Source organism: Dyella sp. AD56 (assembly GCF_002878475.1).
GTDB lineage: Bacteria > Pseudomonadota > Gammaproteobacteria > Xanthomonadales > Rhodanobacteraceae > Dyella.
Map to the genome: position 1 here is coordinate 336,210 of NZ_NRDP01000011.1, position 14,055 is coordinate 350,264.

Below are 14,055 nucleotides of genomic sequence, written 5' to 3' on the forward strand. Positions count from 1 at the left end.
CGCTCCGCCGCACCCGCAAGACTCCGTCTTTCCGGTGATTCACATGCACAACGTCCACACCCTCGCTTCGACCACGATTCGCACGCGCTCGCATACCGCGACGTGCTGTTGCCGCTGTCGAATGTGTCGGATCGGCTGATCCCTCAGCTCTGAGCGTCCCCACGCTCTCCTTTTAGCCGTCCCCACGGCCATTCCAAGACAGCTCCCCCGCTGTCCTCATCTGCATACCTCCACCTGGCCATGAGCAGGGACGGGCATGCGCACAAGGACTACTGCTCCCCATGTTCAAACCAGGCTTGCTCCCCCTCGCCATCGCTGCAGCGCTGGCGATTCCCGCCCTACACGCGGAAGAAACCACGGACGGTAAACCGACCCAGTTGGAAGCGGTGACAGTGACCGGCTCCAACATCAAGACCACCGACACCGAAGGCCCCAGCCCCGTACAAGTCATCACCGCAGACCAGATCAAGGTCAGCGGTAAAACCACGCTTCCCGATTTCCTCCGCGGCATCTCGGCCAACACGGGCAATAGCGTCAACGAACAGCTCACGGGCAGCTTCTCCGCGGGCACGGCGGGCATGTCGTTGCGTGGCCTCGGCCAGAAAAACACGTTGATCCTCGTCGATGGCAAACGCGTGGCCAACTACGCCACGGCCTACCAACTGCAAGACACGTTCGTCGACCTCAACTCCCTTCCGCTCGCCGCGGTCGAGCGCATCGAAGTGCTGAAGGACGGCGCGTCGGCAGTGTATGGCTCCGACGCCATCGCGGGCGTGGTCAACATCATCCTGCGCCAGAACTATCAAGGAGCCGAAGCCGGCGCCAGTTTTGGTACGAGCACGGAAGGCACCGGGCAGACGCAGAACAACTTTCACCTGCTGCTCGGCCACGGCGACGTGAAGAAGGACGGCTATAACGTGTTCTTCGCGCTCGACGGCACGCGCAGCAACCAGCTCAACGCCAGTGACGTGAGCTGGCTGCGCAACAACGATTTCCGTAACAAGCCCGGTGGACAGCTCAACTGGGTTCCCACCAACTACTACAACAACGACCCCACTCAGGGCTTCGCCAACGCTGTCGGGCCGGTACAGAAAGTGCCATACGGCGCCATTACCCCAGGCAAAACCGGCGAGGTTTGGGCATACAACCCCGCGCAGTACGACTCGGTGATTCCCGGCGTGGAGCGATACCACGCTGTACTGCGCGCCACCGTGAAGTTGACAGACAACATCGAGGGTTATGGCGAAGCGATCTACAGCCGCAGCCACGCGTCCTTCGTCTTCGGGGCGCCGCTGTCCATCGGCAGTGGCTTGCGCGCGTGGGACAACACCAACCAGCGGCTGGTGAACATCGATACCACCCTGCCGGTGGGCAATCCCGCCAACCCCTACGGCGTGCCGACGCCGGTGAACACCAACCTGTGGGACGTTGGTCAACGCAACAAGCGCGACCGCACCATCTTCACGCGCTTCCTGGCGGGAGTAAAAGGCCAAACGGGCGCCTGGGACTGGGATGTGTCGGCACAGCACTCCGAGAGCAGCCTCAAGGAATACGTTACCGACTTCGGCAACCGCTACGCGTTCCAATCGCTACTGGCCGATGGCGGCTACGATCTGGCCAGCAACGACAACCCAGCATCCGCGGTCGATGCCCTGCGCCTTTCCACCATTCGACCGGCCGTCTCCCGACTGAGTACGGTGGATGCCACGGCGAGTACGCAGTTGTTCGATCTTCCCGCCGGCGCCGTAGGTTTCGCGACGGGCTACCAGTTTCGCCATGAAGCGATGAACTCGCGCACGTCGCAGGCGGTGCTTTCCGGGTCGGAACTGCGACCCGCCATCGACATCATCCAAGGCTCGCGCAGCGTCAATGCCGCCTATGCGGAATTCAATATTCCTGTGCTGACCACGCTGGAAGCCAACGTTGCGGGACGACTGGATCACTACAGCGACTTCGGCAACGCGTTCGCACCCAAGTTCAGCCTGCGCTACCAGCCGCTGGACTGGCTGCTGCTACGCGGCTCGTATTCGCGTGGTTTCCGCGCACCGTCGCTGCCGGAGATCACCAATAGCACCGCCGTGAGCTACAGCACCGTGATCGACCCGTACGATCCGGTCACGCCCGGGCAGCGTCGTGGCTATACGGACGTCTTTACCGCAAACCCACATTTGCGTCCCGAGCGATCGACCAACTACAACGCCGGCTTTGTCGTATCGCCAAGCGCCGACACCAGCATTGGCATGGACTACTACCACATCGTGCAGGACGGCATCATCGGGCCCGACAACGACGCAGCACTGGTACAGCGCAAAGACCCGCGCGTGCAACGCGATGCGCAGGGACGCATCATCACCATCTACAACCAGTATCAGAACCAGCAGAGTCTCACCACGGACGGCGTGGACATCGATTTCCATCAGGCACTGCGCACGCAGGGCTGGGGTGACTTCTCGCTCGACAGCTCGATCACGCGACTGCTCAAGTACAGCCAGCCACTGGTGGCGGGCGATGCGCCGGTGAACGGCGCGGGCACCAACATCTTCGGCTCGTTGCCCAAGTGGCGCGGCACCACCGGGCTCACCTGGTCGATCGGCGACGTGGCTAGCACGCTGACTTGGTACTACGTCGATGGCTACAAGCAGAATCCGGAGAACCTCCTTACGCCCGACTACCCCACCCGCGTGAAGAACTGGAGCACGTTCGACCTTTCCGTGGCTTACACCGGACTTGCAAAAACCACGATCACGCTCGCGGTACAGAACCTGCAAAACCGGCGTCCGCCGTGGGATCCTTCCACGCCCTACTTCGACATCACACAGGCGGATCCGCGAGGCCGCGTCGTAACGCTCGGGGTGAACTACACGTTCTGATCGTTACCGCATTTTTTTGCGACGCATGCATACCGGAAGCCATGCTTGCCGGTATGCATTCCGTCGTCACGGACGCGTTAGAGTAAGGCACCGATCTAGCTATCTCTTTCTATGCGTCACGTGTGGTCCCTTGCCTTGCTGAGCCTTGCGCTATGCGCTTGCCAGCACCATCAAACAAATGCCGGCAACGACAGCAGTGCAGACGCACTGCCTTCGTACAACAACTTTTCGCCCGGCATCGTGGTGGACGACATCGCGCAGCACATGAAGGTGCTTTCTTCCGACGCCCTGCTCGGGCGCACGGTGGGCGGTGCGTCGGAGCAACGCACCACCGACTACATCATCCAGCAGTACAAGCGCATCGGCCTGGAACCAGGCAACAACGGCAGCTGGCTCCAGGCGGTGCCGTACATATCGGCAACCGTGCAGCACACCGACCAAACCACGCTCGACGTGCAGACCGAGAACGGCACGACCACGCTCGCTTTCGGCCAGGACATGGTGGCCGGCACACTGGACGAACAAACCCACAGTGCATTGACAGCATCGCCACTGGTTTTCGTCGGCTACGGCATCGATGCTCCGGGCGAGCACTGGAATGACTACGCCGGTGCCAACGTCAAAGGCAAGACGGTCATCATCTTGGTGAACGACCCGGGCTGGGCCAACCAGGATCCGGCACTATTCCACGGTCGCGAGTACACCTATTTCGGGCGCTGGAACTACAAGTTCGAAGAGGCTGCACGCGAAGGCGCCACCGCTGCTTTCATCGTGCACGACACCGATGCTGCCGGTTATCCCTGGGACTCGGTGCGCATGAGCTGGAGTGGTGCGCGATTCGATCTTCCCAAGAGCGAGGAAGGCACCCCACGCCTGTCGGTCGCCGGATGGCTGACCACGGATGCTGCGCGGAGGCTCTTCATGCAGGCTGGCGCCGACTTTGATGCGCTCAAGCGGCAGGCCGCCCAGCGCGGTTTCACCGCCGTACCACTGGAAGCCACGCTCGACACCCGCTTCGACAGCACCATTGCCCATGGCGAGTCGCACAACGTGGTGGCGCGGATTACTGGCACCCGGCGTCCCGACGAAACCATCGTGTACTCCGCGCATTGGGACCACATCCCTGCCCCGGGTGAGCCCGCACACGGCACGGTCGACAACGCTACCGGCATGGCGGGTCTACTGGAGATCGCCGAGGCCTTTGCCCACCGCGCGCCGAAGTCGCATCGCACCATCCTCTTCATCGCCACCACCCTGGACGAGAACGGCCTGATCGGCTCGCGCTACTACGTGCAGCATCCGCTAGCGCCGCTGGCCCACACAGTGGCCGACATCAATCTCGACATGTTGCCGGTCAATGGCCCCGCCAGCGCGCTGGCCGTGATCGGCTTCGGCCAATCGCAGCTCGACGACTACCTGATGGATGCCGCGCACGCGCAGCGTCGACGAGTAACCGCTGACGTCACGCCCGAAAAAGGCTTCTTCTTTCGCTCCGATCAGTTGAGCTTTGCCCGCGCTGGCGTGCCCGTACTCTATGCGCGCTCAGCAGCAACGCAGCCCGACGCGGCGCCCACCGCCGGTGACACTATGGCCGCGCACGGCACGTTCGATCCCGAATGGGATCTCAGCGGAACCGTCGAAGACGTCCGCGCACTCTTTATGGTGGGCAGTCGGTTGTCCATGGAGGACACCTTCCCGCAGTGGAAGCCGGGCAGTGACTACCACCGCCCGGAGAGCATGCAAGGGCTATAAGAGCCTTAGGCGATGTACGCGGCGGGCTGCAGAATCTCGATCCAGTAATCGTCCGGATCGCGAATGAAGGCGATGTGCCTCATCCGCCCATCGGTTAGCCGCTTCTGGAACGTTACGCCCATGGCCTCGAAACGGGCACAGGCTTCTTCCACATCGGGCACCGACACGCACAGGTGACCAAAGCCACGCGGCTCTGCATTGCCATGGTGGTAATGAAACCCTTCGTCGTGCTCGGTACCGTGGTTATGCGTCAGCTCCAGCACGCCGGGCTGCCCGAGCACCCACTGCAGGCGCGCGGCATCATCCTCGGGGATCACGCTACGATCCGGGGCCAGCACCAGATACACGATGGTGAACGCAGCTTCCGCGAAGTCCTGGCGATGCACCGGCGTGAAACCCAGCACGCGCGTATAGAAATCCAGTGAACGAGCCAGATCCTTCACGCGAATCATGGTGTGGTTGAACACGTAGCCGCGGGTGGCGGGTTCCGGCGTCTGGACGCCCGGCATGTCGAGCAGGTGGGAAAGCGGCATCAGCTTCGGCTCCATGAAAACGATTTCTGGAGATGGGGTTTATCCCGAACCAGGCAAGCCTTCCATTGGAATAACGAACCTGGCCATAGAATGTCGCCATGAACGCCGCGCCACGCCACGTACTGCTTGCCGGTGCCACCGGGCTGACCGGGCAGAAGCTGCTCGGGCTCTTGCTTGCGGACGAAGGTGTCACGCAGGTACTCGCCCCGACGCGCCACGCCCTGCCCGCGCATCCGAAACTCAGCAATCCTGTCGGCATGGTCAGCCACTTGATCGCCCAGTTGCATGGACAGGTCGACACCGTGTTCTGCTGCCTTGGCACCACTATCCGGCAGGCCGGTTCGCGCGAAGCCTTCCGGATGGTCGACTACGACCTGCCTGTATCGCTCGGTCGGCATGCCCGCGCCCTGGGCGCCAGCCACTATCTGGTGATCAGCGCGCTCGGCGCCGATCCGGCATCGCGCCTCTTCTACAACCGGACCAAGGGCGAGTTGGAACTGGCGCTACAGAAACAGGAATGGCCGCGCCTCACCATCGTCAGGCCGTCCCTGCTCCTGGGCGCCCGTCACAAGCCACGCATGGGCGAGGTGCTGGCAGCCCCCTTCTCCCGCTTTCTGCCCGGCCGCTGGCGGGGCATAGAGGCCGGCACCGTGGCAACGGCCATGTGGCGGCTGGCGCAGGCACCTGGAAACGGTTTGCGCATCGTCGAGTCGGACGAGCTCCAGCAACTGGGCGACTGAAGCAACACAATACTTGGGCAAAAAAAGGCCGCCTCAAGGGCGGCCTTTGACTGACGGTGACGTCCAAATCAGCTACGGGCGAGTGCACCCGGGCGCTTGGCGCCAGCGAAACGCTGGGCCCAGTACGACTCGTCCAGGCTGTCCACGCGCACTGTCTTGCCGCGCGAGGGCGAATGGATGAACTGGCCGTTGGCGATATAGATGCCCACATGGGAAATGCGGCCCTGGCCGCGCTTGCCTGCGGTGCGGAAGAACACCAGGTCGCCCGGCTTCATCTCGCTGCGGTTGACCTTCAGGCCAGCCAGGAACTGCGAAGCGGAATTGGTCGGCAGCTCGAGGCCGACGGCATGGGCGAACACATAGCGGACGAAACCGCTGCAATCGAAACCGGTGGAGGGATCGCGCCCGCCGCGCACGTAACGGATGTCACGCAGCTGCATGGCCAGGCTGATCAGGGTCTTGCGGAGATCGGACGTGTCGTTGGCGAGTGCTACGACGGCATTGCCGGCAACGCCAGCGTTCGGCATGTCCGCGCTGTCGGCGTCGTCATCATCGCCCCAACCGGCCGACTTATCGGCGGCTGCCTTGGTGGCGGCCTGGGCCGGGGCGGCGGACTGAGCCAGCATGGCGGCCGGCGAGAACACAGCCAGCTGACCCATGAGGTTCGGAGCGACGGAAGACGAAGACGGCGTAGTCGCCTGGGTGGTGGTCAGCGGTTCAGCGAAGAGCGGAAGGGAAATGAGCAGTGCACCAGCAAGCGCAGCAGCGGCGAGAATTCGCTTCGTTGGCATGTGGGACAAATCCCTTTGCGGTTCGTTAGTTACGCCGCCGTTACTTCCGGCGGGCCGTGATGGAGCCGTGAACTTATCAAAGGGAGAAAGGCCGTATGTTCGGATGGGGTTAACTAAACTCTATCGTTTCGAAATCTGGCACGGCCCATGCTTGAGTGACAACTAACTGATTTTTCGATGAAAAGTGTGTCAAATTGGTTACATATTGATCAATTAGTAAACTAATTGTTCCGTTCGGTACCGCATGTTTTGCGACTTATCTCACACCAAAAATCGCCGTACCGACCCGAATCTCGGTCGCTCCCTCGGCGATGGCGAGGGGAAAATCCCCGCTCATGCCCATGGAAAGGCGCGGCAAATCGTGCCCCCGGCCTTGCTCCACATCCCTCAGCAGGCGTAACCGGCGGAAGCAGGCACGAACCGCAGCCGGATCTTCCGACTGCACCGCCAGCGTCATCAGGCCACGCACCCGCAGGCGGTCGTAGCCGCGCAGCGCGTCCAAAAAGGCAGGCAATCCATCGGGCGCCAGACCGTGCTTGCTCTCCTCTGGGGAGGTCTTGACCTCAATGAGCACGTCGATGGTGCGGCTCTCGATCTCCAGCCGCCGCTGCAGCGCATCGGCGAGCTCCAACCGGTCGAGCGACTGCACTTCGCTGGCCAGCCGCGCCACGTCTTTTGTCTTGTTGGTCTGCAGATGCCCGATCACCACCCACGCGATGTCCTCGCCCGCCAGCGCCTCGGACTTGCTACGGATTTCCTGCACTTTGTTTTCGCCGAAGCGATGCAAGCCCAACGCCATGGCCGCCCGCACCATTTCAGGGCCGAACGTTTTGCTGACAGGCAGGATCGATACCTCGCCCGGATCGCGACCTGCGGAGCGGCACGCGTCGTCCACGCGTTCGCGCACCGATACCCAGTTCGCGGCGAGATAAGAGAAGTCGTTTGAAGAATCGGTCATCACTGGCAACCCCTGCATGTCCGCACGGGCATCAGGCCAGTCGATACCGGCGCCCGGCGCGGGCGAAAAATGCGTTGCCCCGGCACATGGCCGGGGCAACGGTCAGCGTCAGGCCTTGGCGCCCTGTTCGAAATGACGGGCGACCACGTCGGCCACCACCATCGAGACCTTCTTGCCGGTGGGGATATGCAGGAACTCGTTCGGACCGTGCGCATTGGAGTGCGGGCCCAGTACGCCGGTGATGAGGAACTGCGCCTTGGGGAACTTCTCGCCCAGCATGCCCATGAACGGGATGCTGCCGCCCTCACCCATGTAGGCAGACGGTGCGCCGAAGTAGGTTTCCGATGCCTTGGCGACTGCTTCTTCCAGCCATGCCGACAACTGCGGGGCGTTCCAGCCGCTGCCGTCTTTTTCCAGCTTGAAGGTGACCTTGGCGCCGTACGGCGGATCCTTCTCCAGCAGCTGCTTGAGGAACTGGCCAGCCTTGGCACCGTTGAGCGTCGGTGGCACACGCAGGCTGAGCTTCACCGAGGTCTTCGGACGCAGCACGTTGCCGGCGCTTTCCAGCGGCGGCATACCGTCAACACCCGTGACAGCCAACTGCGGGCGCCAGGTGCGGTTGAGCACAAGCTGGGTGAGGTCGTCGGTCACCGGATGCATGCCTTCGACAAACGGGAACTTGTCGTACACCGCCGTGCCCAGCACTTCGGCAGACTTCTTCGCCTGTTCGATACGCTGCGGCGGGATATCGACGTACAGCTCCTTCGGCTTGATCGTGCCGGTCTCCTGATCTTCCAGGCGGCTCAGCAGTTCGCGCAGGATGCGGAAGCTCGACGGCACCACGCCCGACGCATCACCCGAGTGCACGCCCTCTTCCAGCACCTGCACAGTGAGCTCGCCACCGGTCATGCCGCGCAGCGAGGTGGTAAGCCACAGCTGATCGTAGTTGCCGCAACCCGAGTCGAGACACACCACCAGCGACGGGTTGCCAATGCGATCAGCCAGATGGTCGACGTAGTACGGCAGATCGTAGCTACCCGATTCTTCACAGGCTTCGATCAGCACAACACAACGCGCATGCGGTACACCCTGCTCGTGCAGCGCCAGCAGCGCCGCCAGCGAACCGAAGATGGCGTAACCGTCGTCAGCGCCACCGCGACCATAGAGCTTGTCGCCCTTGATCACCGGCGTCCACGGGCCAAGGCCTTCGGCCCAACCGGTCATTTCCGGCTGTTTGTCGAGATGGCCGTAGAGCACGACGGTGTCATCGCCCGTGCCCGGCACTTCGATGTAGATGAGCGGCGTGCGGCCTTCCAGGCGCACCACCTCGAGCGTGGCGCCGGGCAGCGACGACAGCTTGCTGCGCGCCCACGTCTCCATCAGTTTCACCGCGGCATCCATGTAGCCGTGTTCCACCCACTTGGGATCGAACATCGGCGACTTGTTCGGAATGCGGATGTATTCGACCAGCTGCGGCACGATCTCGTCATCCCACAGTCCGCTGATGAAACGGTTGAGGCGGGCGGTATCCATGAGTGACTCCTGCAGCGTGGGAAAAGAGGGCCATTGTATCAGCCCCGGCGAGAGCTCCCGTCCGAACGCCCACGCTGCGCCGGGCACAAATCGCCACGGAAGCTTCCGCTCGGCCGACAGTTTTTTGCGTGACGTCTCGGCACAGTTTTCCTGCGGCCACGAAGAGGCCGCGTCAACCAAGGGAACACATTATGTTCAAGCAGATCGCAGCAACGTTGCTGGCCCTGGCATTGGCCTGGCCGGTCTTCGCAGCTACGCCCGTCAACGTCAACAAGGCGGACGCGGCCACGCTGGCCAGCTCGCTGGACGGCGTCGGCCCAACCAAGGCCGCAGCCATCGTCGCTTACCGCGACGAGCACGGTCCGTTCAAGAGCGCCGACGACCTGTCGCACGTGAAGGGCATCGGCCCGGCCACACTGGAACGCAACCGCAGCGCCATCCTGCTGGGCGATGCCGATGCCCCGGCCAAGCCCGCAACGGCACCGGCAACGACCAAGCCCAGCACCAAATCGACCAAGGCCAGCGGGCAATAACCAAACCCGTCAAGCACTTGCGTACAAGAATCGCATCCGGCGAGGTCTGGAAACCCTCGCCGGATGCGCCTACACTCGGCCGCCTTGCCATCGGTTAGGGCTGCCATGATTGTTCCGCGTTACCGCATAGCCGCGTCGAACATCGCTGGTGCGGGTCAGGGGTTGTTCTTACTTGAAGATGTCGCCGCCGGGCAGATTGTGTCGGCGCCGGACGCTATTGACCGCACTTATCGCTACGACGAGCTGACCGGCTCGCCGGAGCTATCGGCACAGCTTTACGCGAGCGCTCGCTGGTTCGAGGACCGCTACACCGTGTCCCCGGACTGGCCCGACGAGTGCTACGTCAACCATAGCTTCGCGCCCACGGGGTTGTGGCATCTGGGTTTCGTGTTTGCCGCACATGACTTGCCCGCCGGCACAGAAATCACGGTGGATTACCGCCACCTGTTACCTCCGGGTGAGGAAGAGGTCTTTGTCGATGCTGACACCGGGCAGCGCATCGTAGGCCTGCCATGGATCGAAAGCCTTCGGACGAGCACGCACGCTTTGGCGGCACTGCTCGATGGCACCCGACTTGCTTGCTGAAGATCATGATCGACATACCTGTTATTGAAACCGCGCGCCTGCGCCTTACCGCTCTTGCCGAGCGACACTTCGACGATTACGCCGCCATGCTCGCCGACCCGGCCAGTACGCGCTGGATCGGCGATGGCCAACCGCTGGACCGCACCAACGCGTGGCGCTCACTCGCCATGTTGATCGGCCATTGGCAGCTTCGCGGCTACGGCATGTGGGCGCTGGAGCTGAAGGGCACCGGCGAATTCATCGGACGCGCCGGACTGATGTGCCCCGAGGGCTGGCCCGATCTCGAGTTGGGCTGGATGCTCAAACCGGATTTCCGACACCACGGTTACGCCACCGAAGCCGGCAGCGCCATCCTCGATTTCACATGGCAGACCCTGAGCTCGCCTCGGGTGATCAGCCTGGTGAGGATCGGCAACGAAGCCTCCGACCGCGTGGCCGAACGGCTCGGCGGTGAACACATCGAAGACATGGATTTCTTCGGCGCGCACAACCACGTGTTCGCCTATTACCCGCCCTGCCCCGAGAAGCGTCGCGCCTGGGCATGAGCCACCTCAGCCATCTGCCCGCCGATAGCCTCCAGGGTGAACACTGTGCCAAGGGCACGGCGTTCATCACGCCCATCGCGAGCGGGCCGGAGGATAAGGCGTGGGAATGGCAGATGACCCTGATCAACATGGATCAGGAAGTCGAATTTCCCGCACATGATGACCTGCGGCGGCAGTTCGTGCCGCTCGACGCCTCTGTGGACATCACTTTCCCTGACGGTCGCACACAACACCTGTCGCGCTTCCAGATGGCGGAATTCGATGGCGCCAACGATCCACAGGCCTGCCTGCCGAGTGTTCCCACACGCACGTTCAATCTCAAGTTGCGCGGCGACGCACAGGGCGAACTGATGGCACGCCCGCTCAACGGCACCATGGTGCTACTGGCCCCGTCGGGCTGGCGCTGGTTCATGTTGTTGCTGTCAGGTCGTGCCAATGTGATCGCCGATCACCGCTCGCAGCAGTTGGAAGCGAATGACATGCTGTGGATCGACCCGATTCCCGGTCATCCCATCCGCATCGAAGGCGGCGGCGAGATCGTGCTGGCTCGCTTGCCCACTGCCAAAACGCATCAATAGACGTCGCGCCGGTAGCGCCCTTCTTCGCGCAAGCGTTCAACGGCTTCGTCACCCAAGGTTTCACGCAACACCGCATCGACGCCGGGCGCCATACCGGCAAGGCTGCCGCAGACGTAAATCGCGGCGCCCGCCTCAACCCATTGCCGCAGCACGTCATCGCAGGCACGCAGGCGATCCTGAACGTACGCGCGCGATTCATTCTCGCGCGACCAGGCAAGATCAAGGCGTTCAATATGGCCTTGTCGTTGCCAGCGCTGGATCTCGTCGCCGTGGTAGAAATCGCGGGCCGATTCGCGCTCGCCGAATAGCAACCAGTTTCGATGCCTGCCTGCTTCGATGCGCGATTTCAGCAAGGCTCGCAGACCAGCAAGCCCGGTGCCGTTACCAATCAGCACCATCGGCCGATCACCGACTGGCACATGAAACCCAGGGTTCGAGCGAATGCGCAACGCGATCTCGCCACCCACGTCGGCGTGCATGGTCAGCCAGCCGGAGCCGATACCCGATGAACCATCTTCGCGTTGCATTTGACGGACGAGCAAATGGAGTGCGCCATCCGACGGCACCGAGGCAATGGAGTATTCGCGATGCGGCAGAGCCTGCAATCCAGCCACGATGTCCAACGGTGTTTTGCCCTGTACGTCGCCCCGTTCGGGAAGATGACTGGCGATCAGCCATTCGCGTAGCGACACACGGCGGCCCGCTTGTTCGACGAAGACATCGCCCTCGAACCCACATGCCGCCAACCAGTCGTCAACCTCGGCAGCGGCATGTCGAGGCCCAATCTCCACCAGATCACCCGCCTGCCACAACGCCTTACCTTCGAGCGGACGCAGCGCCAGATGAAAACATGGGCCGCCTAAGCTGCCGGGATTAAGCCGCGTGCGCTCGACCAGCTGCCAGCGCTGATAGTCGGGCACCTGCCAGTCCGGCAACTCGGCCTCGCCAGATAGCAGCGCCAGATGATGCTGCCAATGCCGCAGCGCCGCGGGGTCACCGTTGTCCACTTCCACCGCATCGAACAGTGCCGTCGCACCACTTTGCCGCAGCCAATGCTGCAGGGCGCGGCCGAATCCGCAAAAATCCTCGTAGTCGCTGTCGCCCAACGCCAGCAAGCCGTAGTGCAACGACGCCAGCGCCTGCGGCTCGCGCATGCAGTGAGTGACAAAGCGTGCGGCGTGATCCGGTGCGTCACCTTCGCCTGTCGTGCTGACAACGAACAACACCCGACGCGCGTCGGTGAGCATCGCCACATCCACATGCCCAAGCTCCACCAACTGCACTGGCACGCTGGCACGCTGGAGGCTTTGCGCGGTTTGCCTGGCCCACTGTTCTGCCACGCCCGTCTGGCTTGCATACACAACGAACAGCATGTCCGTCGCAGCCGACTCCTGAGGCGAAACGAGCGCCGCTTGTCTGCGGGATCGTTCCCGCCGATGCCATCCGAGCCAAGCCGTGAAACCCAACCACGCGAGCAATGCGGCGAGCGCGCAGACCCAACGCAGCACACCCGGCGAATGCCATTCCCACTCGCCCGCATGCAGCGCCATCAACCCCAGCATCAATGCAGTGAGCAACAGGCAAAGCAGGACGTTGCCCCACGCGGGACGTGGTGTGGACGCAACGACCCGCCTGCTCATGATGCCAGCGCTGCCTCGAACGCCGGTGACATGCGTTCTTCCAGCCCACGATCACCATGCAGGATAAACATCACGGCAAGCCCGCGCTCACGGGCATAAGCCATGCCCTGCTCTGGACCGAGCACCGTCATCAGCGTACCCATAGGATCAGCTTGCATCGCGTCGACGGCCAGCACACTGACCGAGGCGACGGTATGCGGCACCGGTCGTCCGGTTCGTGGATCGATATGGTGCGAATAGGTCACGCCATCGACGTCGAAGCGGCGGCGGTAATCACCTGATGTGGCAATGGCGCGACCCGACAGGCAAACCACTTGGCTGAGTTGGTCGACGCTCTGCACCGCCCCAGTCACGGCGCCTGGACGCTCGATGCCGATACGCCACGGCGAGCCATCGGGCTTCCTGCCCTTACCTTTCAGCTCGCCACCGACTTCGACAAGCCACGCATCGACGCCCATGCTGTCCAGATGCCGCCCGAGCAGATCGACGCCGTAGCCCTTGGCCACCGACGATAGATCGAGGTAGATGCCACCCGGCTGAAACACGCTGTGCGTCGCGGCGTCGAGCTTGAGTTGCCACCAACCGACGCGCTCGCGCGCATGCTCGATCGCATCGCCCGGCGGCGGCTCACGCCGTGCAGCGTCCGGACCGAAACCCCATAAATTGACCAGTGGTCCGATGGTGGGGTCGTATGCACCATCACTTTCGCCGGCTACCTGCAATGCGTGCCTGACGACTTCAAAGCATTCGGCGGGAAGCACATGCCACGTTCCGGCGGGCGCCGCGTTGAAACGTGACAACGCCGAGCCGGGCTTGTACGTGCTCATCTGTCCATCGACCAGATCGAGCACGGTCTGAATGCCCTTCGCGCGTGACACCAGCGACAGCTCGGCCGGCATCACAGCGCGTGCCGACCAGAACGTGCCCATGGTCTCACCTTGCACGGACTGCACGATGAGATCGCTCATGGACGCCATACCCGCACGCTCCGCTCAAT

At 62.8% G+C, this 14,055-nt stretch carries 13 protein-coding genes; 7 read left to right on the forward strand and 6 right to left on the reverse strand.

Annotated features, from left to right (window positions below):
* Nucleotides 1-281 precede the first annotated feature (281 nt).
* Both DyAD56_RS09815 and DyAD56_RS09820 read left to right on the forward strand, forming a co-directional pair.
* Nucleotides 282-2,870 carry a TonB-dependent receptor gene (locus DyAD56_RS09815; protein ID WP_102302563.1) on the forward strand — a complete coding sequence of 863 codons (2,589 nt, stop codon included), beginning with the start codon at nt 282-284 and terminating at the stop codon, nt 2,868-2,870.
* A 111-nt stretch (nt 2,871-2,981) separates the two neighbouring features.
* Nucleotides 2,982-4,622, forward strand: a complete 1,641-nt coding sequence (locus DyAD56_RS09820; RefSeq protein WP_102302564.1) for a M28 family peptidase — start codon at nt 2,982-2,984, stop codon at nt 4,620-4,622.
* Between the two features lie 5 nt (nt 4,623-4,627).
* On the opposite strand, the gene gloA is transcribed toward DyAD56_RS09820, so the two are convergent.
* On the reverse strand, nt 4,628-5,155 hold the full coding sequence (gene gloA / locus DyAD56_RS09825) for a lactoylglutathione lyase (protein WP_102302618.1): 528 nt from the start codon (nt 5,153-5,155) through the stop codon (nt 4,628-4,630).
* A gap of 98 nt (nt 5,156-5,253) precedes the next feature.
* On the opposite strand from gloA, the gene DyAD56_RS09830 reads away from it, so the two are divergent.
* Nucleotides 5,254-5,895, forward strand: coding sequence for a nucleoside-diphosphate sugar epimerase (locus DyAD56_RS09830; protein ID WP_102302565.1), 642 nt, complete (start codon nt 5,254-5,256; stop codon nt 5,893-5,895).
* Between the two features lie 68 nt (nt 5,896-5,963).
* Here DyAD56_RS09830 and DyAD56_RS09835 read toward each other — a convergent pair whose 3' ends face one another.
* The 3 genes from DyAD56_RS09835 to DyAD56_RS09845 form a co-directional block, all read right to left on the reverse strand.
* Nucleotides 5,964-6,686: a C40 family peptidase gene (locus DyAD56_RS09835; RefSeq protein ID WP_102302566.1), complete on the reverse strand. Its 723-nt coding sequence runs from the start codon at nt 6,684-6,686 to the stop codon at nt 5,964-5,966.
* 256 nt (nt 6,687-6,942) lie between these two features.
* The gene (locus DyAD56_RS09840) at nt 6,943-7,644 is read right to left on the reverse strand and encodes a YggS family pyridoxal phosphate-dependent enzyme (RefSeq protein ID WP_102302567.1); all 702 of its coding nucleotides are present in this window, start codon (nt 7,642-7,644) and stop codon (nt 6,943-6,945) included.
* A 108-nt stretch (nt 7,645-7,752) separates the two neighbouring features.
* Nucleotides 7,753-9,177 carry a M20 family metallopeptidase gene (locus DyAD56_RS09845; RefSeq protein ID WP_102302568.1) on the reverse strand — a complete coding sequence of 475 codons (1,425 nt, stop codon included), beginning with the start codon at nt 9,175-9,177 and terminating at the stop codon, nt 7,753-7,755.
* Nucleotides 9,178-9,368: 191 nt separating this feature from the next.
* Between DyAD56_RS09845 and DyAD56_RS09850 the strand changes: the two genes are divergently transcribed.
* The 4 genes from DyAD56_RS09850 to DyAD56_RS09865 all read left to right on the forward strand — a co-directional run bounded on the left by DyAD56_RS09850 (nt 9,369) and on the right by DyAD56_RS09865 (nt 11,418).
* Nucleotides 9,369-9,710 carry a helix-hairpin-helix domain-containing protein gene (locus tag DyAD56_RS09850; protein ID WP_102302569.1) on the forward strand — a complete coding sequence of 114 codons (342 nt, stop codon included), beginning with the start codon at nt 9,369-9,371 and terminating at the stop codon, nt 9,708-9,710.
* 105 nt (nt 9,711-9,815) lie between these two features.
* Nucleotides 9,816-10,295: an SET domain-containing protein gene (locus DyAD56_RS09855; protein WP_102302570.1), complete on the forward strand. Its 480-nt coding sequence runs from the start codon at nt 9,816-9,818 to the stop codon at nt 10,293-10,295.
* Nucleotides 10,296-10,300: 5 nt separating this feature from the next.
* Nucleotides 10,301-10,840, forward strand: coding sequence for a GNAT family N-acetyltransferase (locus DyAD56_RS09860; RefSeq protein ID WP_102302619.1), 540 nt, complete (start codon nt 10,301-10,303; stop codon nt 10,838-10,840).
* Nucleotides 10,837-11,418, forward strand: coding sequence for a HutD family protein (locus DyAD56_RS09865; RefSeq protein ID WP_102302571.1), 582 nt, complete (start codon nt 10,837-10,839; stop codon nt 11,416-11,418). The genes DyAD56_RS09860 and DyAD56_RS09865 overlap by 4 nt, the downstream gene beginning before the upstream one ends.
* On the opposite strand, the gene DyAD56_RS09870 is transcribed toward DyAD56_RS09865, so the two are convergent.
* Nucleotides 11,412-13,058 (reverse strand): sulfite reductase subunit alpha, encoded by a 1,647-nt coding sequence (locus tag DyAD56_RS09870; protein ID WP_102302572.1) that lies wholly within the window; start codon nt 13,056-13,058, stop codon nt 11,412-11,414. The genes DyAD56_RS09865 and DyAD56_RS09870 overlap by 7 nt on opposite strands.
* Nucleotides 13,055-14,026 (reverse strand): FAD:protein FMN transferase, encoded by a 972-nt coding sequence (locus tag DyAD56_RS09875; RefSeq protein WP_102302620.1) that lies wholly within the window; start codon nt 14,024-14,026, stop codon nt 13,055-13,057. The genes DyAD56_RS09870 and DyAD56_RS09875 overlap by 4 nt, the downstream gene beginning before the upstream one ends.
* Between the last annotated feature and the right edge of the window lie 29 nt (nt 14,027-14,055).